We start from the raw sequence: 22,101 nt of genomic DNA, 5'->3' as shown, positions 1-22,101 counted from the left end.
GACCCAGCCGGCGGTCAGGGGCCCGCGTACACCCGGTGGACGAATTCGACCAGCTGGTCGTCGGGCAGGTGCCTGGCCAGGTCGGCCTCGGTGATCATGCCGACGATCCGCATGTCCGCCATCACCGGCAGCCGCTTGATCTGATTCTCCTCCATGAGCTGGAGGGCCTCCTCGACCGTGGCGTCGACCGGTACCGAGACCAGCCCGACCACCAGGTCGCCCGCCCGCATGGCCGACGGGGCACGGCCCTCGGCCACGCATTTGATCACGATGTCGCGATCGGTGATGATCCCGGTCACCCGGTCGTCCACGCAGACCGGCAGTGCTCCGACGTGGCTGTCACGCATCATCTGCGCGGCCCGGTCGAGCGTCTCGTGGGCGGGGATGCACTCCGCGCCCTGGCTCATCAGGTCGCGCACGGTCTGGTGTGAGTGTCCATGCGTCATGTCTTCCCCCCGGAAGTCGATGGTCTGACTCGAGGGGCTTCCTACCCACTTTGGGATGCTCTGCGCCGTACGTATGAAATGTCAGTAATTGCGGCGTACGTGGATGGACCAGCCACCCTGCGGCAGCTCGTAGGAGCCCACGTGGCGGTGGGACTTCAGGCGGCACCACGCGGGGACGTCCGTGAACGCGGCCGGATCGTCGGCCAGGACGGCTATCACGGCGTTGAGCGGTACATAGTTGATCTGCTCGGCGAGCATGATGATCGGGATCGGGCACTTCTTCCCGAGCGCGTCGATCGTCAACGCCGGCTGAATAACCTCGGTCATGCGACTCCTGCGTCCTGCCGGATTCGGTGCACCACATCGGGCAGCACGGCGAGGAACCTGTCGACCTCGGCCGCGGAAGCGCCCCTGGGCAGTGACACCCGGACATTCCCATGCGTGAGCACGCCCATGGCTTCCAGAACGTGCGATGGACGAAGCGTACTAGCGGTGCACGAACTCCCGGACGATACCGCGAATCCGGCCTTGTCCAGCTCGGTGAGCAGGACCTCTCCGTCGACGTAGAGGCAGGAGAACGTCACGATGTGGGGCGCCCGCTCGACCGGATCGCCGATCACCTCCACGTCGGGCACGATCTCCGGTACGGTCCGCCTGATCTTGTCGACGAGCGCGGAGAGCCGGTCACGTTCGCGCGCCGCCTCGACGGTCATCGCGCGCAGTGCGGCCGCGGCGGCGACGATGCTCGGTACGTTCTCGAACCCGGGGACCCGGCGCCGCTCGCGCTCGTCCTCCGGCAGGTACGACCTGAACCGGGTGCCCTTGCGCACCACCAGCACGCCCACCCCGGCCGGACCGCCCCACTTGTGGGCGCTGGCCGTCAGCACTGACCAGCCCTCCGGAATCGGCAGCCGACCGGCCGTCTGCGCGGCGTCGACCAGCAGCGGGACGCCGTGCTCCCGGCAGGCCGCGGCCGCCTCCGCCACCGGCTGGAGCGTGCCGACCTCGTGGTTGGCCGTCTGCAGGCAGGCCAGGCCCGTGTCGGGTCTGGAGACGGCGGCCTCGAAGGCGGCCGGGTCGACGCGTCCGCGCAGATCCACCCCCACGATCTCCACCGTACCGCCGCCGCGTTCGTGCAGGCTGGCGGCGTGCAGCACGCTGGAGTGCTCGACCGCGCCCGTCACCAGATGCCGCCCCGCCCTCCGCCTGCCGTGTAGGGTGCCGAGCACGCCGAGATGCACGGCCTGTGTGCCCGAAGAGGTGAACGACACCTCGTCCGGGCGCGCGCCGAGCGCCTCGGCCACTTCCGTACGGGCCTGCTCCAGCAGTAGGTGCGCACGGCGGGCCTGGCCGTACAACCTCGCGGGGTCGGCCCAGCCGACATCGATCGCCGCCAGGAGCGCCTCGCGGGCCTGGGGGTGGAGCGGCTCGGTCGAGGCCGCGTCAAAGTACGCCACGAGACCCATCGTCCCACTTGCCGTACGCCTTCGAGGGGGCGCGCGGGAGGGCGGGGCCCTTGCACGCTAATGTGTCTGCAATCAGCTGTGCTTTTAGACATTACGAGCGCCCAGGAAGACTCCTGGGCTTCATCTGTGGGGTAGGCGATCCGTGAGTCCGACTCGCCGTTCGACACGGCGTTCGTTGGCCCGGCGCAGAGTGCCGCGAGCCGCCGCTTTGGCGTTGCTGCTGGCCTCCGCTACGGCATGTGCTAATGACATTCCCGAGGCCAACTGGTCTGAGGGTCTGCTTCCTGAGCACATCACCAGCCAGGGCGACATCGTCCAGAATCTTTGGAACGGGGCCTGGGTCGCCGCACTCGCCACGGGCGCCGTGGTCATCGTCCTGATCATCTGGGCGTGTGTGTTCCATGTGAAGCGCAAGGCCAAGGCCGAGCTTCCGCCGCAGGTCCGTTACAACCTGCCGATCGAGATGCTCTACACCTTGATCCCGCTGGTGATGGTGTCGGTGTTCTTCTTCTTCACCGCGCGCGACAGCCGGGATCTGCAGGTGCTCTCCGGCCACCCTGACGTCAAGGTCAAGGTGGAGGCGTTCCAGTGGAGCTGGCGGTTCACCACGACGATCAACGGCAAGACGTTGAAGCCGGTCGTGGGCCAGCCCGTGAGCGACTACAAGTCGGGCCCGCAGCTCGTGCTGCCCGTGGGCAAGAAGGTGGAGTTCGAGCTGGAGTCGCCCGACGTCATCCACTCCTTCTGGGTGCCGGCGTTCCTGTTCAAGCGTGACGTCATCCCGGGGCTGCCCAAGGACAACAAGGGCCGCTTCTTCGAGATCACCACGCTTGACAAGCCCGGCGTCTACGCGGGTCGCTGCGCCGAGCTGTGCGGCGTCGACCACAGCCGCATGCTCTTCTCGGTGAAGCTCGTCAAGCAGGCTGAGTACGACCAGTACATCGCCACTCAGGCTGGGAGCGCTCAGTGACCGCCATCCAAGAGCCAATCTCGACGACCCCGAGGCGCGCCAGCAAGGGCGCGGTGGTCGTGAAGTGGCTGTCCAGCACCGACCACAAGATCATCGGTCACCTCTATCTGATCACGTCGTTCGTCTTCTTCCTGATCGGCGGCATCATGGCGCTGATCATGCGGGCCGAGCTGGCGCAGCCGGGGCTGCAGTTCACCAGCAACGAGCAGTTCAACCAGCTGTTCACCATGCACGGCACGATCATGCTGCTGATGTTCGCGACGCCGCTGTTCGCCGGATTCGCCAACGAGCTGATGCCGCTGCAGATCGGCGCGCCCGACGTGGCCTTCCCCCGGCTGAACATGGTGAGCTACTGGCTCTACCTGTTCGGCAGCATCATCGCGGTGTCGGGCTTCTTCACGCCCAACGGCGCCGCCTCCTTCGGGTGGTTCGCCTACACGCCGCTGTCGACCGCGATCAGCTCGCCGGGCATGGGCGGTGACCTGTGGATCATGGGTCTGGCGCTGTCGGGCCTGGGTACGATCCTCGGCTCGGTCAACTTCATCACCACGATCATCTGCATGCGCGCGCCGGGCATGACCATGTTCCGCATGCCGATCTTCACCTGGAACATCCTGCTGACCAGCATGCTCGTGCTGATGGCCTTCCCGGTGCTGGCCGCCGCGCTGCTGGCCCTGGAGGCCGACCGCAAGCTCGGCACCCATATCTTCACTCCGGAGAACGGAGGGGCGCTGCTGTGGCAGCACCTGTTCTGGTTCTTCGGCCATCCGGAGGTCTACATCATCGCGCTGCCGTTCTTCGGCATCGTGAGTGAGATCTTCCCGGTGTTCAGCCGCAAGCCGATCTTCGGCTACATCAGCCTCGTGGCCGCGACGATCTCGATCGCCGGCCTGTCGATCACGGTCTGGGCGCACCACATGTTCCCGACCGGGCAGGTGTTGCTGCCGTTCTTCTCGTTCATGACGTTCCTCATCGCGGTGCCGACGGGCGTGAAGTTCTTCAACTGGATCGGCACGATGTGGCGTGGGCATCTCACGTTCGAGTCGCCGATGCTGTTCTCGATCGGCTTCCTGATCACCTTCCTGCTGGGCGGCCTGACCGGCGTCATCCTGGCCTCGCCGCCGCTCGACTTCCAGATCAGCGACACCTACTTCGTCGTGGCCCACTTCCACTACGTGGTGTTCGGCACGGTGGTGTTCGCGATGTTCGCCGGCTTCTACTTCTGGTGGCCCAAGTTCACCGGCAAGATGCTCGACGACAAGCTCGGCAAGGTGCAGTTCTGGCTGCTGTTCATCGGCTTCCACGCGACGTTCCTGATCCAGCACTGGCTCGGCGTCGTCGGCTTCCCGCGCCGCTACGCCGACTACAGCCCCGCCGACGGCTTCACCGACCTGAACCTGATCTCGTCGGTCGGCGCGTTCGTGCTCGGCCTGTCGGTACTGCCGTTCTTCTACAACGTCTGGAAGACCGCGCGCAGCGCGCCGAAGGTCACGGTCGACGACCCGTGGGGCTACGGCAACTCGCTCGAATGGGCGACCTCCTGCCCGCCGCCGCGGCACAACTTCAGCATGCTGCCGCGGATCCGGTCCGAGCGTCCCGCGTTCGACCTGCACTACCCGCACGTGTCCGCCAAGACGCCCCAGGAGGTCGAGGCCTGATGAAGGTACAGGGTTGGCTGTTCCTGCTGTGCGGCCTGTTCTTCGCCGGCGTGGACGTCGCTTACTGGTTCTGGACGAAGGCGGAGACCGGTCACGGGGAGCCTGTCGGCACCACGGCCATGGCCATCTCGGTCGGCTTCGCGTTCATGATCGGCTACTACCTGATGTTCACGGCGCGGCGCATCGGTGACCAGCCCGAGGACAACAAGCAGGCCGAGATCAGCGACGGCGCCGGCGAGATCGGGTTCTTCAGCCCGAGCAGCTGGTGGCCGCTGTTCCTCTGCCTGGCGGCGGCGTTCGCGTTCGCCGGGTTCGTGATCGGGTTCTGGATGTTCCTGATCGGCGTGTTCCTGATCATCATGGCCATGATCGGATTCGTGTTCCAGTACTACAGGGGTAACTTCTCGCACTGATCGCGAGACTTTCGGCGGGTGTCCTCTTCTGGGAGAGGACGCCCGCTTTTTGTTGTTCTTTACCGGTGCACGGATGTGACGAATCGAGCACTCAGGGTAACAACTGAGGGGAATGGATCGATCTCGGACGGGGGAGTGCACGTGGGGCGCTTGGCTCATGGATCCGCCGGGCTGCTGGCCCTGGCCCTGCTGGCGTCGTGCTCGGGGTCCCAGACCGACCCTTCAGGAAGCGCCGGGGCGAGCGGTGCCGCCGGTGGTGCCGCGGCCGGTCAGACCGCCGCGGTCGGTGAGGGGGTCACGAAGCCGGCGGTGGCGGCCGCCGTGGTGGTGAATCCACGCGACAAAGCCGGAAATATCCCGACTGACCAGACCGTGGTGGTCGCCGCCCAGTCCGGCACCCTCAAGAGCGTCCGGATCCAGGGCGACGGCAAGGCGGGCGCACTGCCGGGCCTGCTCAGCGCCGACGGCACCGCCTGGCGCAGTACCCGTACCGCCAGGCCGGGCACCACGTACACGATCACCACGCTCGCCGCCGGAGCCGACGGCAAGCCGATCGAGACCACCAGCACGTTCTCGACGGTCAAGGCGACCAAGACCTTCGACATCGAGACGGTGACGCCGAACCGGTACGACACCGGCCTGACGGTCGGCGTCGGCATGCCGGTAATGATCACGTTCGACCAGCCGATCACCGACCGGGTGGCGGTCGAGCGCAATCTCCTCATCCACAGCTCGAAGCCGGTCGAGGGCGCCTGGCACTGGTTCGACGACCGGCACGTGGACTTCCGGCCACTGCACTACTGGCCGGCGCACACCAACGTCCGTCTGGAGGCCCACCTGGCCGGCGTACGCGGGGCGGAGGGCGTGTACGGCAAGCGCGACTTCGCCTTCGACTTCAAGATCGGCCGTGAGCAGATCACCAAGGGCAGCACCGACGTCCACGTGCTGACGGTCCGGCGCGACGGCAAGAAGATCCGCACCATGCCGATGAGCGCCGGCCAGGGCGGGGACTGGAAGTACTACACCACCTCCGGCATCCACCTGGCCATGTCCAGGGAGCCGGTGACCGTCATGACCTCACCCGGCATCGGGCCAGGCTCGGCGGGCTACTACCAGATGACCGTCTACAACACCGTGCGCATCTCCAACAGCGGCGAGTACGTGCACAGCGCGCCGTGGTCGGTCGGCTCACAGGGCTACGCCAACGTGAGCCACGGGTGCGTGAACGTCAGCCCGGAGAACGCGGCCTGGTTCATCAAGAACACGCTGATCGGGGACCCGATCATCATCACGGGCTCGCCCCGGGTGCTGGAGCCGACCAACGGGTGGGGGCACTGGCAGGAGAGCTGGCGGGAGTGGCTCAAGTGGAGCTCGCTCAAGGCCGCACCCACCATGCTCTATCGCTGAGTGCTCTCATCGCTGAGTGCTCTCATCGCTGAGTGCTCTCACCGCTGACGGCTCCGGGTTCCTTCCCTGAGGCCCTCTGTCCGTCCCTGTAGCCCTCGTGGCGGCCCTGTTGAGGGTCCCGCCGTCGGTCAGGTCCCGCTGTCGTCAGGCCGGGCGGAGGGAGCGGCTGGTCTCTATCCAGCGGTCCAGGGTGGCGGCGGCGCGGCCCGAGTCGACGGCCTGGACGGCGCGCGCGTAGCCGTCGATCATGGCCGCGTCGAGGTCGTCGCCGGGCCCGTCCAGCGCCACCAGGGCCGCCGCCGCGTTGAGCAGCACGGCGTCGCGCACCGGGCCCGTCTTGCCGCGCAGGAGGTCGTGAACCGCCTGGGCGTTGAAGTCGACGTCGCCGCCCTTGAGGGCGCCCGCGTCGGCCCGGGGGATGCCGAGGACCGAGGGGTCGAAGACCGTCTGGGTGGCGACGCCGTCCTTGACGACCCAGACCGTGGAGGTCGTGGCGATCGTGAGCTCGTCGAGGCCGTCGTCGCCGCGGAAGACCAGGGCGGAGACGCCGCGCTCGGCGAAGACGCCCGCGAGGACCGGCAGCATGTTCTTGTCGAAGACGCCGATGGCCTGGGCCGCGGGGCGGGCCGGGTTGGTGAGCGGGCCGAGGAAGTTGAAGACCGTCGGGACACCGATCTCCTTACGCGGCGGCCCGGCGAAGCGCAGCGCGGGGTGGTAGACCGGGGCGAAGCAGAAGGCGATGCCCGCCTCGCGGGCGACCAGGGCCGTCTGCTCGGGCGTCAGGTCGAGACGGATGCCCAGGTGCTCCAGCACGTCGGCGGCGCCGCACGAGGAGGAGGCGGCGCGGTTGCCGTGCTTGACCACGCGGGCGCCCGCGCCGGCGGCCACGATGGCGGCCATCGTGGAGACGTTGACCGTGTGGGCGCGGTCGCCGCCGGTGCCGACCACGTCGACGACCGGGCCCTCGACGTCGAGGGGTGTGGCCAGCTCCAGCATGGTGCGGGCCAGGCCCACGACCTCGGCCACCGTCTCGCCCTTGGCCCGCAGCGCGATCGCGAACCCGGCGATCTGGGCCGACGTCGCGGAGCCGGACATGATCTCCCGCATCGCCCAGGACGTCTCATCAGCGGTCAGATGTTCACCCGACAGGAGAGCCGAGAGCAGGGCGGGCCAGGTCGTCCGGGCATCCACGGCGGGCACCTACTTCGCGTTGAGTCGGGTCGAGGCGCGGCGGCGCATGAGGTCGGCGACGGTGTCGGCCAGCACCATGGGCTCCAGCGGCTGCGGGACCACGGCGTCGGCCTTGGACCAGTCGGCCAGCCAGCGGTCGTCGCGCCGGGCGATGATCAGGCAGACGGGCGGGCAGTCGTAGACCTCGTCCTTGGCCTGGCGCGAGACGCCCATGCCGCCGGCGGGCTGGGTCTCGCCGTCGAGGATGGCCACGTCGATCTCGCCGGAGCCCAGCCACTGGTGAACCTTGGGCTCGGTGGCGCACTCCACGATCTCCACGAGGGGGACATCGGCGGCGGGTCGCCGGCCGATCGCCAGCCGAACCTCTTCACGGGTGGCGGCGTCGTCGCTGTAGACGAGGACCCTCATCGTGTCGTCGGTGCTCACGGTCGCGCTCGCTATCGGTCGTAGCTGTATGGTCACCTGGGATCGTACCGGTGCCCCGGCCCGCAATCCCAGGCCGCCGTCTCTGGCGGGCGTTTTGTCCTCATTTTTTGAGGTTACGGGCATGTTTGTTCCTGCTTACGGGGGGGTCGTGCGCGGGACCGCCCACAGAAGCCGCAATAATGCTGCCCGTGGCGACAGCATCCGCAATAACTTCGACGACGACAGCACAGCCGTACCGCAGACCCAATCTGGTCAGCGTCGGTACGATCGTCTGGCTGTCCTCTGAGCTCATGTTCTTCGCGGCGCTGTTCGCGATGTACTTCACCATCCGGTCGGTGAGCGAGGGCAACGGCCTCGAGTGGGGCCCCGCGCTCCTGCAGAAGGGCGTGGAAGCCGAAGGCGCTCACCTGAACATCCCGTTCGCGACGGTCAACACGATCATCCTGGTCCTGTCGAGTGTGACGTGCCAGCTGGGCGTATGGGCCGCGGAGAAGGGGCAGGTCGGCAAGCTCCGCTTCTGGTACCTCGTGAGCTTCCTGATGGGCGCGGTCTTCGTCGCCGGTCAGCTGTATGAGTACGGCGAGCTGGCGAAGGAGGGCGCGACCCTTTCCGCGAACGCCTTCACCTCGGTGTTCTACCTGACGACGGGCTTCCACGGCCTGCACGTCACGGGTGGCCTGATCGCGTTCCTCTTCATGCTGGGACGCACGTACGCCGCGAAGCGCTTCACGCATGAGCAGGCCACCAGCGCCATCGTCGTGTCCTACTACTGGCACTTCGTCGACGTCGTCTGGATCGGTCTTTTCGCGACCATCTACATTATTCGTTAAGGAACGGGATCTCTGTGACTAGGATCACCGCTTGGCGGCGGCATCCCCTCGCGAGATACGCCGTCCTGATTTTCGCGTTGGCGCTGGTCGGGATGGCATACACCGCCTTTGTTCAGGTGGGTAAGCCTGCTGACGCGGCCCTCGCGTCAGGCAGGGTCGACGACGTGGCCGAGGGCAAGGCCCTGTTCGAGCTGCATTGCTCCAGCTGCCACGGGCTCAACGCGCAGGGCATCAGCGGGAAGGCTCCCACGCTCATCGGCGTCGGGGCCGCGGCCGTCGACTTCCAGGTGAGCACGGGCCGCATGCCCGCGGCCGACTCCGGCGCCCAGGCGCCGCGCAAGCCGGAGCACAGCTGGGTCAACCCGGACTCGATCCGCAAGCTCGGCGCCTACGTGCAGTCGCTCGGCGGCGGTCCGCAGGTGCCCGGCAAGGAGCAGGTCGACGCCAAGCTCGGCGACGCGGGCAAGGGCGGTGAGCTGTTCCGCGCCAACTGCATCCAGTGCCACAACTGGGCCGGCGCGGGCGGCGCGCTGACGCTGGGCAAGTACGCCCCCAACCTGAACCAGGCGTCTCCCACGCAGATCTACGAGGCCATGATCACTGGCCCCCAGGCGATGCCGGTCTTCAACGACTCGACGATCACGCCTGAAGAGAAGCGCAGCATGATCGCCTACATCACCAGTGTTCGCGAGCAGAAGGACCCGGGAGGTTTTGGCCTCGGGCGTATTGGCCCGGTCACCGAAGGTCTCGTAGCTTGGATAGTGGGCCTCAGCGCCCTCGCCCTCGCCGCCATCTGGATCACCGCGAAGAAGCGACAGAAGTCATGACAGACAACGAGCACGAGATCGAGCAGCCGGATGAGCGCGTCCCCCGGCGCGTCATCGGCACCCCAGCACCGGGCACCTCGATGCTCGGCGCCCCCGAACGCGAGGACGCCGAGGTAGAGGTCCCGGGCGTCACGCTGCAGGACGAGCAGAAGGCGCGCAAGGCCGAGAAGATCGTGGCGCTCTGCTTCACGGTCACGTTCCTCGCGGCCATCGCCTTCATCATCTCGTATGTCTACTTCCAGGTGGGCAGCCCGGAGAGCACCGGCGTGTCCAACCTGGCGCTCGGCAGCACGCTGACGCTGGCGCTGCTGGGGTTGGCCTCCGGCATCGTGATCTGGGTCCGCATGATCATGCCCAAGTACTCCCTGGTCCAGGAGCGCCACCCGATGGTCTCCGGTGACGAGGAGCGGGGGGTCGTCGCCGAGACCTTCATTCAGGGCGCCAACGAGAGCGGGTTCGTCAAGCGCAAGCTGCTGCGCCGCACGCTGCTGCTCGCGGCCGCGCCGCTGGGCCTGCTCCCGGTGGTGCTGCTGCGCGACCTCGACAACTCCAAGATGCCCGGCGCCGACTTCAACAAGTTGCTGCGGCACACGGTCTGGGGTGAGAAGACCAAGGACGGCAAGCCGCGCAGGCTCGTCGTCGAGGGCACCGGCCAGCCGATCCGCGCGGCCGACTTCAACTCGCCGGGCGGCATCCTGTCGGTGGTGCCCGATGGCTACCAGCACGACCTGAACGCCCTGGCCAAGGCGACGCTGATCCTGATCAAGTTCCGCCCGGAAGAGATCAAGTCCGGGACCAACCAGAACTGGACGCACGACGGCATCGTCGCCTACTCCAAGATCTGCACGCACGTGGGCTGCCCCGCGGCCCTCTACGAGCAGACCACCCACCACATCCTCTGCCCCTGCCACCAGTCGACCTTCGACGCCGCCGACGGTGCGAAGGTCATCTTCGGCCCGGCCGCCCGGCCGCTGCCGCAGCTGCCGATCACGGTCGACGGCGAGGGCTTCCTCGTCGCCAAGGGGGACTTCAACGTGCCGCCCGGTCCCAGCTACTGGGAGCGCGGCGACGCCGAAGCCGAGGCCAGGTCCAAGGGAGGCCAGGCATGAGCGAGCTGACCACTGTTCCCAAGGCCGTCGGCGGCCCGTCGAACTTCCTCGACGAGCGCCTCGGCGCGGGCAACTTCCTCAAGCGCAATCTTCGCAAGGTCTTCCCCGACCACTGGTCGTTCCTGCTGGGTGAGATCGCGCTCTACTCCTTCGTCATCCTGCTGCTGACCGGTACGTTCCTGACGTTCTGGTTCAAGCCGAGCATGGCGGAGATCGCCTACGACGGGTCGTACGCCCCGCTCAAGGGCGTCATGATGTCCCAGGCCTACGCGTCGTCGCTGGAGCTCAGCTTCGACGTCCGGGGTGGTCTGCTCATGCGGCAGATGCACCACTGGGCGGCCCTGATGTTCGTGGCCGGCATGATGGTGCACGCGCTGCGGGTGTTCTTCACCGGCGCCTACCGCAAGCCGCGCGAGCTCAACTGGCTGATCGGCGTCGGATTGCTGACGCTGGCGCTCCTAGAAGGGCTGACCGGCTACTCACTGCCCGACGACCTGCTGTCCGGCGCCGGTCTGCGGATCACCGAGGGTGTGGCGATCTCGCTGCCGCTGGTCGGTACGTACGTCACGTTCTTCCTGTTCGGCGGGGAATATCCGGGTGAGGATGTCATCTCCCGGTTCTACTCACTGCACATCCTGCTCATCCCGGGCATCATCCTGGCGCTCGTCTCCGCCCACATGGTGCTCATGTGGACGCAGAAGCACACCCAGATGCCCGGCAAGAACCGCAACAACCACAACGTGGTGGGGGCGCCCTTCTACCCGGCCTTCATGGCCAAGGCGGGCGCGTACTTCATGTTCACGTTCGCGGTGGTGGCGGGGTTGGCGACCTTCGCCCAGATCAACCCGATCTGGCTGTTCGGTCCCTACACGCCCGCCGACATTTCGGCCGGTTCGCAGCCCGACTTCTACATGGGCTTCCTCGAAGGCGCGCTGCGCATCATGGTGCCGTGGGAGATCAACCTGTTCGGCACGTCCCATGCCGGGACACTGCCGCTCAGCGTCATCATCCCGGCGCTGGTGCCCATGGGCATCATCATGACGGGCCTGGCGCTCTATCCGTTCCTGGAACGCTGGGTCACGGGCGACAAGCGTGAGCACCACATCGCCGAGCGCCCGCGCAACAACCCGCACCGCACCGCGATCGGCATGACGGCCATCACGTTCTACGGTGTGCTCTGGCTGCTCGGCGCCAACGACGAGATCTCGGCCAACTTCCACATCAGCCTGAACATGACCACGTACGTGGGGCGGGTGCTGATCTTCGTACTGCCCGCGCTGGCGTACGTGATCACGTATCGCATCTGCCTCGGCCTGCAGCGCTACGACGCGGGCGTCGTCTCGCACGGCGTCGAGTCCGGCGTGATCAAGCGGCTGCCGCACGGCGAGTACATCGAGCTGCACACGCCGCCGCACGAGGACATCGAGGCGCACGTCCAGGGCAAGGAGCCGGTGCTGATGCTGCCGGCCGCGCCCGACGGCGCGGGCATCCCGCCGAAGGGGATGCGCGGCCCGCTCGGCAAGCTGCGCGCCCGGATGTCCAAGGCGTACGGAGGGGAGAAGATTCCTCTCGGCGATGGGCACGCGCACGGTGAAGGGCATGAGGAAGAGGAGCACGCGGCGATCAGCGCCGGCGACGACCACACGCTGACGCGGTAGTTTCTCTTCGGTTCGGGCCTGGGCGGGTCATCCGTCCGGGCCCGTTCTTTTGCGGTGAGCTGTACGCGGCGGGTGCGGTGAGCGGTCGTCGGAAGCCACGGTCTCACCGTCTCGTCATGGCGGCCGGCCCCGCACACCTCAGGACCGTATCCCTGGACAGGGCCCAGCCCCGCACGCGCATGGGGGCTCACCGTGCCGGCCGTAAAAAAGCCTGATCTTCCCGGCTAGTCGCTTTCGCCGAAGCCGATCGAGAACGCCGCGTCGAGATCGTGCTTGGAGTAGGTGCGGAAGGCGATGTGGGTCTCGGTGTGGAGCACGCCGGCCACCTTGTTGAGGCGCCCCGGGATCACCTCGGCGATCTGCTCGTAGGCGGCCACCCGGACCATCGCCAGCAGGTCGTATTCGCCGGTGATGGAGTAGACCTCGCTGACCCCCTCGATCTCGGCGATCGTCTGGGCGACCTCCGGGATCCGGTCTACCTCGGCGTTGATGTGGACGATAGCCGTGACCATGGACCAACTCTAGCGGCCCTGATCGAGGCCGCGGTAGGCGAGGTCGATGCGGGCCTTGTGGCGGGCGGCGCCGTGGGCGGGCAGGCTCCACTCGCCGTCGACCTCCACCAGGCGGACCCCCGGTGACTCCAGCCAGCGCAGGATGCACTCGGTCTCTTCGGCGCTGGCCGCGTGGACGGGCCCGGGGCCGGGGATGACGCTCTCGGCCATGGCCACGAGGGACTCGACGTAGGGGACGGGGTGGGCGCCGCGTGGCATGACGCCGGCCGCGCTGAGCCGGCCGTAGCGGATGACGTGGATGTCCCAGCCGCCGTCGAAGGCCGGGCTGGCGGCGACCAGCTGGGGGATGCGGGTGATGCCCGTGAGGCGCTGCATGCGGGCCGCGGCGCGGACGAAGGCCGCGAGACGGTCACGGTCGACGGACGCCTCCTCGTAGCGCTGCTCGACCGAGAGGCGCTCCATGCGGGCCGACACCGCGGAGAAGACCGACGAGGCGTCGAGGGTCATGGCCCGGCGGGCGGCCTGGGCGTGCAGCGCGTAGTCGGCCTGGCTCTCCCTGCCCTCGCACGGCGCTCCGCAGCGGCCCATCTCGTACAGGACGCAGGCCGCGCGGTGGGTGCGCAGGCTGATCGGCTGGGTGCACTGGCGCAGCGGCACCGCCTCGTGCAGGGCGATGCGGGCGTCGTCGGCCGAGCGGCTGCTGGAGAAGGGACCGAGGTAGGCGGCGCCGTCGTCCTTGAGCTCGCGCACGATCGACAGCCGGGGGAACGGCTCGTCGGTGAGCTTGAGCCAGACGACCTTCTCCGGGAAGCGCGACCTGCGGTTGTAGCGGGGTTTGGCGCCGCCGATCAGGCGCAGCTCGCGTACTTCGGCTTCGAGGGCGGTGGTGCAGACGATGTGGCGGACCCGCTCGGCGATGCCGATCATCTCGCGGATGCGCGGGCGGGTCTCGCCGGCGGTGAAGTAGGAGCGGACGCGGTTGCGCAGATTGGTGCTCTTGCCGATGTAGAGGACCTCGCCGCGTTCGTCCTCGAAGAGGTAGACGCCGGGGGAGTGCGGCACCGACTCGGCCAGGTGGCGCTTGGCCTGCTGCTCGGGGGTGGGGGCGCGGACGAAGGACTTGAGCTCTTCGAGCGTGTGGACCTGGAAGGAGCCGGCCCGCTCGATCAGGCCGTGAAGCACGTGGACGGTGGCCCGGGCGTCCTGCAGGGCGCGGTGGCAGGGATCGGTCGGGCTGCGGAAGAACCTGGCCAGCGTGGCGAGCTTGGCGTTGGGCGTCTCGTCGCGGGTCAGCACGCGGCGGGCCAGGTCGACGGTGTCGACGACCGGGTTGGCCGGTGGGGGATAGCCGTGGGCCGCGCAGGCCGCCTTGACGAAACGGGTGTCGAAGCTCGCGTTGTGGGCGACCAGGGTCGTGCCGCGGATGAACTCGAGGAAGGCCGGCAGCACCGACTCGATGCGCGGCGCGGCCACCACCATGGCATCGGTGATGCCGGTCAGCACGGAGATGAACGGCGGGATCGGCCCGCCGGGATCGACCAGCGTGGAGAACTCGCCGAGCACCTCGCCCGCCCGCACCTTGACCGCGCCGATCTCGGTGATCATGTGATCGGCCGGGGAACCCCCGGTCGTCTCGAGGTCGAACACGACGAACGTGACGTCGCTCAGCGGAGTGCCGAGCTCGTCGAGAGTGCCTTGAACCGGATCCACGAACCAAGACCATAGAGAGGTAGACCGACAGTTATCAGTTTCGAACGAATAACTGTCCGGCTTGATCCTTAGTTACCCTTCCGTTTATGTCCGGGGGAAGACTCGCCAGCCGCTACTCACTGCTGCGGCCGCTCGGCAGCGGCGGCATGGGCAGGGTGTGGCTGGCCAGGGACGAGATGCTTGACCGCGAGGTGGCGGTCAAGGAGCTCACGCTGCCCGAGGGTCTGTCCGCCAAGGAGCGCGGCGACCTCGTGACCCGGGCCGTACGCGAGGCCCAGGCGACCGCCCGGCTGCGGCATCCGGGCATCGTGGCACTGCACGACGTCATCGTCGAGCACGAGCGGCCGTGGCTGGTCATGGAGCTGCTGCGGGGCCGCACTCTCGCGGACGCGGTCCGGGAGCGCGGGGCGATGCCGCAGGAGCAGGTCGCCGACATCGGGGCGCGCGTCCTGGACGCGCTGTCCGCCGCGCACGCGCAGGGGTTGCAGCATCGCGATGTCAAGCCGGGCAACGTGTTCCTCACCGACGCCGGCCGGGTGGTGCTCACCGACTTCGGCATCGCCCGGCAGGAGGGGCAGGCGACGCTGACGGAGCAGGGGCTGATGATCGGCTCGCCCGGGTTCATCGCGCCCGAGCGGCTGGAGGGTGAGCCGGGCGGCTCGGCCAGCGACATCTGGTCGCTGGGCGCCACGTTGTTCACGGCCGCCGCGGGCGGGCCGGCCTACGGCGGCACGCAGGCCGAGCGGATCAGGGCGACGCTGACGCTGCCGCCGCCGGTCGTGCCCGGCCCGATCGGGCCGGTCCTCGGCGCCATGATGGCGCGCCATCCCGCCGCCCGCCTCGACGCGCGGGCCGCCGTTCACGCGCTCGGGGAGGTCGCGGCGGGGCGGACGGCCCGGCTCGCGACGCAGCACGACCTCACCGCGCCCGGCCGGGTGAAGCGCCGCGGTAAGGCGATCGTCTGGATCGCCGCCGCCGCGGCGGTGCTGGTGATCGCCGCCGGCGTCACCTACCTTGTAACGAAAAATCAGGACAAGGTGCCGGAAGCCTTCAGCGTCCCCATGAACGTGTGCTCGCTCCTCACCCAGGCCGAGATCGGCGAACTGCTGAACACCCGGCAGCCGCCCAAGCCACAGCCCGGCTCCGACGAGGTGGGCCCCAAGTGCGGCTGGCCGGTCCAGGGCACCGGCGTGGGGCTGCAGCTCCAGAAGGACTCCGACACCGCCGACCCCTGGTCGATGACTCCGGTGACGGCCCACACGCTGTTCGGCAACCAGCAGCGCTACTGGGCCAAGTACGACCAGGTCGACTGGACCTGGCCGGAGATCGGGGTGAAGAACTCGCTCAAGGCCAAGCGCACTGCGGTCCACACCCTCACCGGCGTCGGGGAGGAGGCCTTCGCCTTCGAGCTCACCGGGCCGTCGGGGCGGGTGCACTCCGCCCACGTCTACTACCGGCTGGCCAACCTGGTGGTGAGCGTCGAGTACACCACGCTCACCACCAAGCCCACCGACGAGGACATCAGGCAGTCGGCGCTGAAGGCGGCGCGGGCCAGCGAGCGGGCGTTGCGCAGTGCAGGCTGACTTCTACCTCCTGGCCGGCCGTTACCGCCTGGTGGAGCGGCTCGGCGAAGGCGGCGCGGGCACCGTGTGGCGGGCGCTCGACCAGACGCTCGACCGGCAGGTCGCGGTCAAGCAGATGCGGGTGCCGGCCGGGCTGACGCCGCGCCAGCGGGCCGAGTTCGCCGATCGGGCCATCCACGAGGCCAGGTCCGCGGGACGGCTGCGCGATCCCGCCATCGTGCTCGTCCACGACGTGGTGCTCGACGGCGACCAGCCGTGGATCGTCATGGACCTGGTCGCCGGGCGCTCGCTGGACAAGGTCATCGAGGAGCGCGGCCCGCTGCCGCCGCAGGCCGTGGCCCGCATCGGGGCGCAGGTGCTGTCGGCGCTGCGGGTGGCGCACGCGCACGGCATCCTGCACCAGGACGTCAAGCCGGGCAACATCATGCTCGACGCCGACGGCTCGGCCATGCTCACCGACTTCGGCATCGCGACCCCGATGAGCGGCCGGGGCGATCGGCGGGGCACCGCGGGCTCGCCCGGCTACATGGCCCCTGAGCGGCTGAACGAGCAGCCCGCCGGTCCCGCCTCCGACCTGTGGTCGCTCGGCGCGAGCCTCTACACCGCCGTGGAGGGCCGGCCGCCGTTCGAGCGTGCCCTGCCGGCGGCGGTGGCCGCGGCCGTCCTGCTGCACGACCCGCCGTTCCCGGCCAGGGCGGGGCGCGAACTCGGCGGGCTGCTGATGGCCATGCTGGCCAAGGACCCCGCCACCCGGCCGTCGGCCGAGCAGATCGGCGAGCGGCTGAGCGGCGTGCCCGCGCCCGGCGCTCGCCGGGGGTTCGTGTCCGCTTCCGGCGCTCGTCGGCGCCGATGGTGGCTCGTGCCCGCAGTGCTGGCCGTCGTCGCCGTGGTGGGGGTGGGCGGCTGGTACGGCGTGAGCGTACTGAACGAGCCGAAAGAGACGGGTAGCTACGCGGCGGCGCCCGACCCGTGCGGGCTGATCGGTGACGCACGGGCCGGGCAGCTGCTGAAGGATCCTTCGTTGACGGGCGCGGTGCAGCGGCAGCGCACCAGGGCGGGCGAGTGTGTGTGGCAGGTGCGTGACGGCTCCCGGATCGTCCGCTCGATCACCGTGCGGACCACGGCCGAGCGGCCCGACGCTGACTACAGCGGTCCCGCCGTGGCCCGGCTGCGGTTCGACAGCGAGCGTGGCAGCCGCGCGGCGGCGAAGGGCACGGTCTTCCGCAAGACCGTCGGCCCTCTGGCCGACGTGCCGGGTGTGGGCGAGGCGGCGTTCGTCCAGGACTCCTACGAGCTCTACCTGAACAGCACCAAATCCGGCCGATCGGACAGCAGGCTGCTCTTCCGTACGAGCAACCTCGTGGGCGAGGTCATCCTGCGCCGCGAGGACGTTTCGCCGAGCTCCCCGGCCGACAGGAAGACGGCGATCGAGTCCGCCCGCGTGGTCTCCGCGGCGCTGCGCAACTGAGCCCTTCGCAAGCATCTTGCAAGTGGTGTGACTAGCATGTTTCCCCGCAAGTCAGGGCAACCTCAGGAGTCCCTCGTGAATCCCGGTAGCGCGTTCGAGCCGCCGACAAACCCTTATCCGATCCAGGGCAGGCAGTTCGAGCAGCCGACCATGCCACCTGGACCACCCGGGTCGCCCTGGTGGCCGCCGCCGCCCCCACCCCCGGCCCCGCCTCCGCCCCCGCCGCGCGGGCGGTCATGGATCCTGCCCGTGGTGGCCGTCGCCGTGGTCGTACTGATCGCGGGCGGCGCGGGCGCGTACATCGTGTACGGGAACGTCGCCCGCTCCACGCCCTCGACCGGGGCCAAGCCGGTCAAGTCGCCCATCTCGGCGGCGGCCCCGGCGCTCGACGTGTGCTCGATGCTGCCCAAGAGCGAGGTCGAACGCCTCGTGCCTCAGGCGACGGTGTCCAAGACCTCCCAGGACTCTGACTACACGCTCAGCTTCACCTGCAACTGGGTCAACCGCCGCATCTCGTTCGGCGAATACTGGCGCAGCCGGGAGATCGACGTCCGCGTCGAGCAGCACCGCGGCGACGGCGCCAAGACCGGCCGGACCATGGCCCAGAACTCCTACGACATCGACTACGGCAGCGGCAAGTACGCCGAGACGGCCAAGCCCACGCCGGAGAAGGGGGAGAAGGAGTACGTCTCCCCGGTCAAGGATGTGCCCGGCATCGGTGACGCCGCGTTCGCCCAGTACACCTGGCGCCGTTCCGGCAAGCTGCTGTGGTACTCCTACGGCGAGGCCCACGCCCGCGTCGACGACATGACGATCAAGGTCAAGTACCAAGCCGACCAGCAGCGCAAGGACACGCAGATCCTCAGCAACGCGACCACCCAGTCGGTCACCGAGGTCAACGGGATCCGCGAGGCCAGCACCGTACTCGGGCACATCGCCAAGGGCCTCGCGGCCTGGAAGGCGCAGCACCCCAACATGCTGGCCCAGCCGGACAAGTCCGTCACCAGCACGCCCAAGCCCGAGGCGACGCCCTCGCCCACCAATCTCGCCGTCTTCCCGGCCGCCTGCCAGGCCATGACCGGACCGGTCACCCGGCTGATCCCCTCGCCCACGCCGCGGGCCCGCGGCACCGAGGCGGGCGGCGACGCGCAGACCGAGTGCCGGTGGCTGAACCTGGACATCCCCGTGGGCACCGACGTCAAGCGGATCCGCAGCGCGCTGATCACCACGCACCGCTTCACCAACCGCGCCGGCGTCGAGGACGCGCCGGCCGCGCGGGCCTACTACACGGGGCAGCGCGGCAGCCGCGGCACCAACGCGGGCTCCACCATCGGCGGCATCTCGTGGAGCGGGCTGTCCGAGGTCAAGGGCCTGGGGGAGGCGGCCTTCAGCCAGTACGTGCGGATCATGCACGGCGAGACGTTCGCCGCCTCGGGCACGGTGGTGCTGCGGCAGGGGGCGACGGTGATCGTGGTGGACTACTCGGGCGCCGAGCGGCCCAAGGACCAGCCCGTCAACTCGCCCAAGGTCAAGCTGATGCCCGACAAGGAAGCGCGCGACGGAGCGCTGTCCCTGGCCAAGACGTATCTGGCCGAGCTGGCCAAGAAGCCGATCGGCAGCTGACGGGGCGGCGGCGTCCGGCCTGACCAGGTGGGGGCGTCCCGGCCGGACTGGACGGCGGCGTCCAGCCTGACCCGGTGGGGGCGTCCGGCCGGACTGGACGGCGGCCCGTCCTGACCGAGTGGCGGGCGTCCGGCTTGACCGGGCGCTTCAGGCCGTCCAGCGGCCACTGTCGCGCACCGCGAGCCCGGTCACGGTCACAGGCATGACCGGCGTCGCGCCGGACGTCTGGGGGCCGCTCAGCTCCCCGCAGAGGCACACCCGGCACGCGTCGCGGATGGTTCACCCGGCGGGAGGTTGACGGCGACGGTTACAGCTCTGCAAGTGCGTTGCAAGCGCGGTAAATAGCCTGGGCCCGCAAAGCAAATGAGCCGCGTGATCTAGCTTGTCCAGTACAGGGGCATGGGCAAGCCGGGGGAGATCCGCGGCTCCCTGCTTTTCCCGGCGAGGAAGGGCTCCAGCAGGCCGGGTACGGCCCGTGCCGCCAGGTCGAGCCCCTCGCCCGTGCCGACGTCGACCACCTCGTAGTGCCCGTCTCCCGCCGCCGTCGTCGCCGAGAGGGTGAGCAGGCCGGCGCGGCGCTGGAAGAACGACTGCTCGACCGTCCAGCCGACGATGCCGCTCCTGTCGAGCGCGACCGTACGCCGTGCGGCCGAGCCCCTCCTGGTGACCAGGTGGCGCGGGCCGAGCGCGTGGCCGAGTCCCCGGTAGGCGTCGGCGGCCAGCCACAGGCCGGTCGGGAGCCCGATGACCAGCACGGCCACAGGCCAGATCCAGCCGCCCTGCCACGTCCAGAGGAATGAGGGCACCCCGGCCAACGCGGCCAGCGCCACGACGCCGACGATCGCGCGGACGACGCGCCTGCGCCTGGCCGCCGCCGGATGCGCCACCAGCCCGGCCCGCAACAGGCTTACGGCGGGCGACGTCGCGCCCTGCCCAGGCTCCGCCAGGGGGGCCACCGCTCCGGGCCGCCCCAGGCCCATGACGCCTTCGGCGATCTGTTCGGCCAGGGCGCGGGGGAGCGGTGGGGTGAGCGCGGCCACGTCCTCCGTCTCGTTCTCGGCCGCCTTGCGCAGCCCGGTGGCGACGGCCTTGACCCGCGCTCCGCCGCCCAGCCGCAGCAGCAGCGGCTCGCTGATCTCCACGCCGCGCAGCCGCCGCTCCTCCAGCGTCAGCGACCGGCTGGTCAGCAGCCCACGCCGCAGCCGCAGCCGCCCCGGCTCGCGCTCCAGCCGGTAGCGCCCCCACGACTCGGCGAACAACAGCAGCGCACCCGCCACACCGATCACCACATTGGCCGCCACGAGCAGCGGCACCGCCAGCCACGGCCGCCCCGTGACCCAGCCCCAGGCGCCCGCCGCCGTCCCGGTGGTGAACAGGTTCACGCCGAACGCGTCGAGCAGCTTGTAGAGCGCCCCCAGCACCAGCGCGCCGCCCGCGAACGACCACACTGACAGCGGCGCGTACCTGATCCAGGCCCACCGCAGCTCCGCCACCGCGCCGCCGTCCCGGAGCGGGACCTCGCCGGTCCGCAGCAGGGTACGGCGCAGCGCCTCGGCCTCCCGCCTGGGCAGCGGGTCCAGGGTGAGCTCGGTCCCCTCACCCGGGTGCTCTCCGGTGCCGATCTTGACGACGGTCAGCCCGAACACCCGGCGTACCGGATCCGCGGTGAGGTCGACGCTGCGCACGCGGTCGCGCGGGATCGAGCGGTGCTGGCGTACGGCGATGCCCGAGCGCAGCTCCAGGCGCTCGGTGGTGAGCCGCCACCGGGTCGAGCGGAGCCGCGCCCCGTCGTAGGCAAGGACCCCGGCCACGATCAGCACCGCCGCGCCCGCGCTCGCCGCGACCGTCGCGCCGAGCGGCCAGTCGAGGCCGATGAGCGCGCGCACCAGGACGGTCACCGCGGGCGCCACGATCGCCAGCGACAGCACCGACGACGCGCCCAGGCTCCGCGGGGAGAGCTTCCGCCAGCTCACGTCGCATCCCCCGGCGTCGCCTGGGTGATCGCGGTGAGCCGCCGCGCCAGCTCGGCGGCCAGCTCGTGATCCAGCGCCTCGATCTTGATCGCGCCCGCCGCCGAGCCCGTGGTCACCGTGACGTCGGCCAGCCCGAACAGCCGCTGCACCGGCCCCCGCGCGGTGTCGACCGTCTGGATGCGCGACATCGGCGCGACCCGCCAGGTGTGGGTCAGCCAGCCCTTGCGCGTGTAGACGGCCTCGCCGGTGACCTCCCAGCGCTCCACCCGGTAGTACGCGCGTGGCGCGGTCACCGCCAGCAGCAGGCAGCCCGCCGCGAAGACGGCCGTCACGACCCCCAGCCAGAGGGACCGGTCGGTGAACAGCCAGTAGGCCGCCACCGCGGCGGCGGCCACCGGCACGGCCAGGATCATCGCCTGGACCGTCCACCAGGAGATCGCCCGCCTGTCGGCCTGGTTACGCGGCGGACGCAGCGTCGTCGTACTCACGTCCGGCTCGCCTGATCGCACGGCGTAGTCGTGCTCACGGCTGCCTGGTTGCGCGGCCGGCGCGGCGTTGTCGCGGCTCATGTCTGGCTCTCCGTCTTGCCCATTGACGCCGAGGCCGCGAGCAGCACCAGCCCGAGCACGCCGATCACGATGGCGGCGAAGATCTCGCGGCCTTGGAGGAACGGCAGGACGTTGACCAGCAGCAGGTCGTGGGCCCACCGCCACCAGCCGAGCAGGGTGTTGACCACGCCGCCGACGCCCTGCACCACCAGCAGCCAGCCGACCAGGTCGAGTATCACCTTCATGTCATCCAGCGTTCCGCGTCCGCGATCCCCGCCGCGTC

At 69.4% G+C, this 22,101-nt stretch carries 21 protein-coding genes; 11 read left to right on the top strand and 10 right to left on the bottom strand.

The genetic code is table 11. The features are described from left to right. Positions 1 to 14: 14 nt before the first annotated feature. From AB0H88_RS02005 to AB0H88_RS01995, 3 genes are all read right to left on the bottom strand, one after another. Complete coding sequence (locus AB0H88_RS02005) at positions 15 to 446, bottom strand: CBS domain-containing protein (protein WP_357640026.1); 432 nt, start codon at positions 444 to 446, stop codon at positions 15 to 17. 81 nt (positions 447 to 527) lie between these two features. Then, positions 528 to 773 carry a sulfurtransferase TusA family protein gene (locus AB0H88_RS02000; RefSeq protein ID WP_225298426.1) on the bottom strand — a complete coding sequence of 82 codons (246 nt, stop codon included), beginning with the start codon at positions 771 to 773 and terminating at the stop codon, positions 528 to 530. Next, positions 770 to 1,912, bottom strand: coding sequence for a cysteine desulfurase family protein (locus tag AB0H88_RS01995; protein ID WP_357640023.1), 1,143 nt, complete (start codon positions 1,910 to 1,912; stop codon positions 770 to 772). Before AB0H88_RS01995 ends, AB0H88_RS02000 begins: the two co-directional genes overlap by 4 nt. 175 nt (positions 1,913 to 2,087) lie before the next feature. Between AB0H88_RS01995 and AB0H88_RS01990 the strand changes: the two genes are divergently transcribed. The 4 genes from AB0H88_RS01990 (at position 2,088) to AB0H88_RS01975 (ending at position 6,360) form a co-directional block, all read left to right on the top strand. Continuing rightward, positions 2,088 to 2,882, top strand: a complete 795-nt coding sequence (locus AB0H88_RS01990; RefSeq protein WP_357640021.1) for a cytochrome c oxidase subunit II — start codon at positions 2,088 to 2,090, stop codon at positions 2,880 to 2,882. Then, entirely contained in the window at positions 2,879 to 4,540 is a 1,662-nt protein-coding gene (gene ctaD / locus AB0H88_RS01985) for a cytochrome c oxidase subunit I (RefSeq protein WP_357640018.1), read from the top strand. The genes AB0H88_RS01990 and ctaD overlap by 4 nt, the downstream gene beginning before the upstream one ends. Then, entirely contained in the window at positions 4,540 to 4,953 is a 414-nt protein-coding gene (locus AB0H88_RS01980) for a cytochrome c oxidase subunit 4 (RefSeq protein WP_357640015.1), read from the top strand. Before ctaD ends, AB0H88_RS01980 begins: the two co-directional genes overlap by 1 nt. Before the next feature lie 141 nt (positions 4,954 to 5,094). Then, positions 5,095 to 6,360, top strand: coding sequence for an Ig-like domain-containing protein (locus AB0H88_RS01975; RefSeq protein WP_357640013.1), 1,266 nt, complete (start codon positions 5,095 to 5,097; stop codon positions 6,358 to 6,360). A 144-nt stretch (positions 6,361 to 6,504) separates the two neighbouring features. On the opposite strand, the gene trpD is transcribed toward AB0H88_RS01975, so the two are convergent. Continuing rightward, positions 6,505 to 7,551: an anthranilate phosphoribosyltransferase gene (gene trpD, locus AB0H88_RS01970; protein WP_357640010.1), complete on the bottom strand. Its 1,047-nt coding sequence runs from the start codon at positions 7,549 to 7,551 to the stop codon at positions 6,505 to 6,507. 9 nt (positions 7,552 to 7,560) lie between these two features. Next, positions 7,561 to 7,959 (bottom strand): hypothetical protein, encoded by a 399-nt coding sequence (locus AB0H88_RS01965; protein WP_357641975.1) that lies wholly within the window; start codon positions 7,957 to 7,959, stop codon positions 7,561 to 7,563. 197 nt (positions 7,960 to 8,156) lie between these two features. On the opposite strand from AB0H88_RS01965, the gene AB0H88_RS01960 reads away from it, so the two are divergent. Genes AB0H88_RS01960 through AB0H88_RS01945 form a run of 4 tightly spaced genes read left to right on the top strand, consistent with a single transcriptional unit; the run spans position 8,157 to position 12,401 of the window. Further along, entirely contained in the window at positions 8,157 to 8,807 is a 651-nt protein-coding gene (locus tag AB0H88_RS01960) for a heme-copper oxidase subunit III (RefSeq protein ID WP_225298440.1), read from the top strand. Positions 8,808 to 8,821: 14 nt separating this feature from the next. Next, positions 8,822 to 9,634, top strand: a complete 813-nt coding sequence (locus tag AB0H88_RS01955) for a c-type cytochrome (RefSeq protein ID WP_357640007.1) — start codon at positions 8,822 to 8,824, stop codon at positions 9,632 to 9,634. Next, positions 9,631 to 10,743: a Rieske 2Fe-2S domain-containing protein gene (locus tag AB0H88_RS01950; protein WP_357640004.1), complete on the top strand. Its 1,113-nt coding sequence runs from the start codon at positions 9,631 to 9,633 to the stop codon at positions 10,741 to 10,743. The genes AB0H88_RS01955 and AB0H88_RS01950 overlap by 4 nt, the downstream gene beginning before the upstream one ends. Next, complete coding sequence (locus tag AB0H88_RS01945; RefSeq protein ID WP_357640002.1) at positions 10,740 to 12,401, top strand: ubiquinol-cytochrome c reductase cytochrome b subunit; 1,662 nt, start codon at positions 10,740 to 10,742, stop codon at positions 12,399 to 12,401. Before AB0H88_RS01950 ends, AB0H88_RS01945 begins: the two co-directional genes overlap by 4 nt. A 224-nt stretch (positions 12,402 to 12,625) precedes the next feature. Here the strand turns inward: AB0H88_RS01945 and AB0H88_RS01940 are convergent, their stop codons facing one another. Next, complete coding sequence (locus AB0H88_RS01940) at positions 12,626 to 12,913, bottom strand: Lrp/AsnC ligand binding domain-containing protein (protein ID WP_225298448.1); 288 nt, start codon at positions 12,911 to 12,913, stop codon at positions 12,626 to 12,628. 9 nt (positions 12,914 to 12,922) lie between these two features. Further along, entirely contained in the window at positions 12,923 to 14,623 is a 1,701-nt protein-coding gene (locus AB0H88_RS01935; protein WP_357639999.1) for a DEDD exonuclease domain-containing protein, read from the bottom strand. An 86-nt stretch (positions 14,624 to 14,709) separates the two neighbouring features. Here AB0H88_RS01935 and AB0H88_RS01930 point away from each other — a divergent pair, with 86 nt between their 5' ends. From AB0H88_RS01930 to AB0H88_RS01920, 3 genes are all read left to right on the top strand, one after another. Continuing rightward, positions 14,710 to 16,206 (top strand): serine/threonine-protein kinase, encoded by a 1,497-nt coding sequence (locus AB0H88_RS01930; RefSeq protein WP_357639997.1) that lies wholly within the window; start codon positions 14,710 to 14,712, stop codon positions 16,204 to 16,206. Further along, complete coding sequence (locus tag AB0H88_RS01925) at positions 16,196 to 17,674, top strand: serine/threonine-protein kinase (protein WP_357639994.1); 1,479 nt, start codon at positions 16,196 to 16,198, stop codon at positions 17,672 to 17,674. Before AB0H88_RS01930 ends, AB0H88_RS01925 begins: the two co-directional genes overlap by 11 nt. A gap of 75 nt (positions 17,675 to 17,749) precedes the next feature. Beyond that, a complete protein-coding gene (locus AB0H88_RS01920) occupies positions 17,750 to 19,297 on the top strand; it encodes a hypothetical protein (protein WP_357639991.1) in 1,548 nt (515 codons plus the stop codon). 377 nt (positions 19,298 to 19,674) lie between these two features. Here AB0H88_RS01920 and AB0H88_RS01915 read toward each other — a convergent pair whose 3' ends face one another. From AB0H88_RS01915 to AB0H88_RS01905, 3 genes are read right to left on the bottom strand one after another with little or no spacing between them, the layout of a single operon-like run. Beyond that, positions 19,675 to 21,270, bottom strand: coding sequence for a PH domain-containing protein (locus AB0H88_RS01915; RefSeq protein ID WP_357639989.1), 1,596 nt, complete (start codon positions 21,268 to 21,270; stop codon positions 19,675 to 19,677). Continuing rightward, entirely contained in the window at positions 21,267 to 21,839 is a 573-nt protein-coding gene (locus tag AB0H88_RS01910; protein ID WP_357639986.1) for a PH domain-containing protein, read from the bottom strand. The genes AB0H88_RS01915 and AB0H88_RS01910 overlap by 4 nt, the downstream gene beginning before the upstream one ends. Next, complete coding sequence (locus AB0H88_RS01905) at positions 21,836 to 22,063, bottom strand: hypothetical protein (RefSeq protein ID WP_357639984.1); 228 nt, start codon at positions 22,061 to 22,063, stop codon at positions 21,836 to 21,838. Before AB0H88_RS01905 ends, AB0H88_RS01910 begins: the two co-directional genes overlap by 4 nt. Positions 22,064 to 22,101 lie beyond the last annotated feature (38 nt).

It is taken from the genome of Nonomuraea sp. NPDC050680 (assembly GCF_040654555.1).
In the GTDB taxonomy this organism is placed as follows: domain Bacteria; phylum Actinomycetota; class Actinomycetes; order Streptosporangiales; family Streptosporangiaceae; genus Nonomuraea.
The sequence above is the reverse complement of the archived record's forward strand: the minus strand, read 5'-3'. Positions and strand labels throughout refer to the sequence as shown.